Source organism: Vreelandella rituensis, from assembly GCF_003336665.1.
Lineage (GTDB): Bacteria > Pseudomonadota > Gammaproteobacteria > Pseudomonadales > Halomonadaceae > Vreelandella > Vreelandella rituensis.
The window spans coordinates 1-2,584 of record NZ_QPIJ01000128.1; the positions used below are offsets into that span (position 1 = coordinate 1).

The window sequence follows — 2,584 nt, forward strand, 5'->3', positions numbered from 1 at the left end:
TCGTGTGACCGATCAACAAGTGGGCCACAAGCCAATAAAACAAGGGACGCTCCTCGTGCAAATGGCGGTTACCCAATAGCCGATCGACGCGCTTGATGGTGTGTCGAGGCGCCGCGGGCCCTGGCAAGGCACGCCCCAGCGCTGTTAACCCCAGTCGACGCTCCGTCAGCAAGGCACCAACCGTATCCAGTAGTGCCTGAAGGCGTTTGGCATGAATAGAGGGGAGTGCTGATGTCAGCCAGTTGTGCAAGAATTGAGGGGCCTGCATGGGTCTCCTTAGGCATATTGTTTGTTTGGCGATTAACAACATGCCGACCCATGCAGGCTCTTTCAACATTACCCGCNTAACAACATGCCGACCCATGCAGGCTCTTTCAACATTACCCGCTGATTTTATTGAAAATATTCGTGGGGATCCGTCAGCCTTTAACGCCTTACGTCATTTTCGAGCCGGCGTCGAAGGCAATATCTCGGAGCTGAAAAGAGCCTTCGGCGCTGCGAAGGCGAAGTGGAAAGGTCATGATGGCTTCAAGGCGTTTGTCTGGGCCTCGGCTCTGAGCTACAACCTGGTAAGGTTGGCGCGACTCGGGCCGGATTAATTCCCAGGTTCGGGCTGAAAACCTATCAAAGGAACGCATGGGGTGGCCATGCAAGATATGCCCGTGGCCTGACGTTGGGCTGACTGCTCAAATGACGGCCAGACTGAGCGTTATTCAGCCGTTGTCACGTTATTGACGGCACTCAGCGCCGCTTCCATTTCCAGGGTCGAGCTGAATTGGCTGAAAATGCATGTTTCTGGATGGGCACTAACTTATTGCTCAACACCCTGGTTGTGCTCGTAGCACTGGGGATTTCATGCAGCTTGATTTATCACGGTTTACAGGCGCTCTGTACCCGTGAAGAAAATGACGTCACCGCTATGTCAGCGACCTATACTATTATCTAAAAGCGCGTAATACCTCTTCCTGAGTCGCGTAGCGCGAAGGGTAACAAACGCGGCCAAGCAGGCTGTGTCAGGGTGTCGAGATGCAGTTAACGCCAGTGATTGTTCCATTCCAAACCATCTCGTAGTGGGCGGCTTGAACGATCGATGTGACCAGCCTCGGTGTCATCAGAGCCCAACAGACAGCACCTGGCTTGCGAACTGAGTGGTAGCGCAACCCTGGTGCACCTTCATTCTTAACGGCTTTTCCCAGCGCTTGTGATGCGGTGTAGTCGTCAGGTGCATACACTGGATGTTCTCTCGGTATCTCCTGACCGTCAGCCATTCCGGTTTCGTGGAATCGGCAGCGCAGGCCACGAAAGACGAAGCGCTCATAGCTCAGGTTCGGGACGTTTTTCCAGTAGACCTCTTGGTGGTGGCAAACCTCAGCTAGCGCGGTCTCTAGGACATCTGCGATGTAGAGCACGCCGTACTCCCCAGTGCTGAACCGCGAGCCTGTGGGATTGATATGCGTGAACGGTGCCGTGGCATAGGAGCAGCCTGGGATGTCAAACGGAATCTCCCCAATAGGAATTAGTCCCAAGTCACCCAGTTCATCTCTCAACCGAGGATTTGTCATCGCCTGGAGTTCATACAGCATTTCAAACTCTTCCGCGCTGGCCACATCATCGAACAAGCTTATAGGTGGGAACTTTGAGTTTACCAGCCGAAAGCCTTGACAGGCGGTCGTCTCTAGTCGAGACAGATCCCCAAGCATTACCATTGTGCTCCTCGCAGGCTATCGAGATGGCGGAATGTATCGTAAAGAGCCAGAATTCCTCCGTTTGAAATAATTTGTAGCGGCGACCGGCTATGAAAGTACGTGTTGTGATTAGCCATAGCCATGAATCCGTAGAGATTCTCTGGGTTGTCAAAGATGACTCGCAAGGCAGCGTGAATGTTCAGCACGAGGCTGATTCGAGTAAACTGATCCTTATCCAGACTGACTTGCCATTCCGGGTCCCGTCGCTTGGCCCGTGCATAGGTGCTCCGGGAAATTCGCAGTATCGCCGTGGCTTGCTCAACGCTGGCGCCCCATTTCTCTAGTATTGCAGCAGCAGCTTTCAGACCAGCGGCACATTTCGACTTGTCGTGAATCTGTGCTTCCAAGGTCGTCATGGTGATCTCCTGCAGGTCGTGTGTCTGTAAACACAAAAATAGCACATAAGTATCTTGGGATACAGCGAGCGTGGGTAGGTAAGAGACGCTTGTTGTAGAACGCTGCGCCCACATATCTTGTCCTACGGAGCGGTGGTAGGCTCATACACATTACCACTCGGCGCGTAAAGCATCGCCCAGTCCTCGGGCGGTGATATAAGCGCGCACCGTACAGCGGTGCTTGTATTGATATTGCCCCTAACCCCTGATATTTTTCCAGCATGACAAAACGTGCCTACAAAGAGCGATTTTATCCCACCCCTGAGCAGGCTGTGCTGTTGGCACAGTCGTTCGGCTGTACACGTTTTGTCTGGAACAATACGGTGCGACATGAAGTCGCTTTACCGACTGTGGCTGAGACTGCCACCTGTTCTCCCATGAACAGTACCCTAGGTGGATGTGCGGAGCTGGCAACGGCTCGGTATGAAGCTCCACTGACAACGT

Annotated in this window: 3 protein-coding genes and 2 pseudogenes; 2 read left to right on the plus strand and 3 right to left on the minus strand. The window is 53.2% G+C overall.

Going from position 1 to position 2,584, the window contains the following annotated elements:
* A pseudogene (locus DU506_RS20955) lies at positions 1–268 on the minus strand (IS4 family transposase); the annotation flags it as partial.
* A 94-nt stretch (positions 269–362) separates the two neighbouring features.
* Here DU506_RS20955 and DU506_RS20960 point away from each other — a divergent pair.
* On the plus strand, positions 363–599 hold the full coding sequence (locus DU506_RS20960; protein WP_328588009.1) for a transposase: 237 nt from the start codon (positions 363–365) through the stop codon (positions 597–599).
* Positions 600–1,013: 414 nt separating this feature from the next.
* Here DU506_RS20960 and DU506_RS20965 read toward each other — a convergent pair whose 3' ends face one another.
* Positions 1,014–1,700 carry an RES family NAD+ phosphorylase gene (locus DU506_RS20965; protein WP_114488763.1) on the minus strand — a complete coding sequence of 229 codons (687 nt, stop codon included), beginning with the start codon at positions 1,698–1,700 and terminating at the stop codon, positions 1,014–1,016.
* On the minus strand, positions 1,700–2,101 hold the full coding sequence (locus DU506_RS20970) for an antitoxin Xre-like helix-turn-helix domain-containing protein (RefSeq protein ID WP_114488764.1): 402 nt from the start codon (positions 2,099–2,101) through the stop codon (positions 1,700–1,702). Before DU506_RS20970 ends, DU506_RS20965 begins: the two co-directional genes overlap by 1 nt.
* Positions 2,102–2,361: 260 nt before the next feature.
* Here DU506_RS20970 and DU506_RS20975 point away from each other — a divergent pair.
* Positions 2,362–2,469 (plus strand): annotated as a pseudogene (locus tag DU506_RS20975) (helix-turn-helix domain-containing protein); the annotation flags it as partial.
* Positions 2,470–2,584 lie beyond the last annotated feature (115 nt).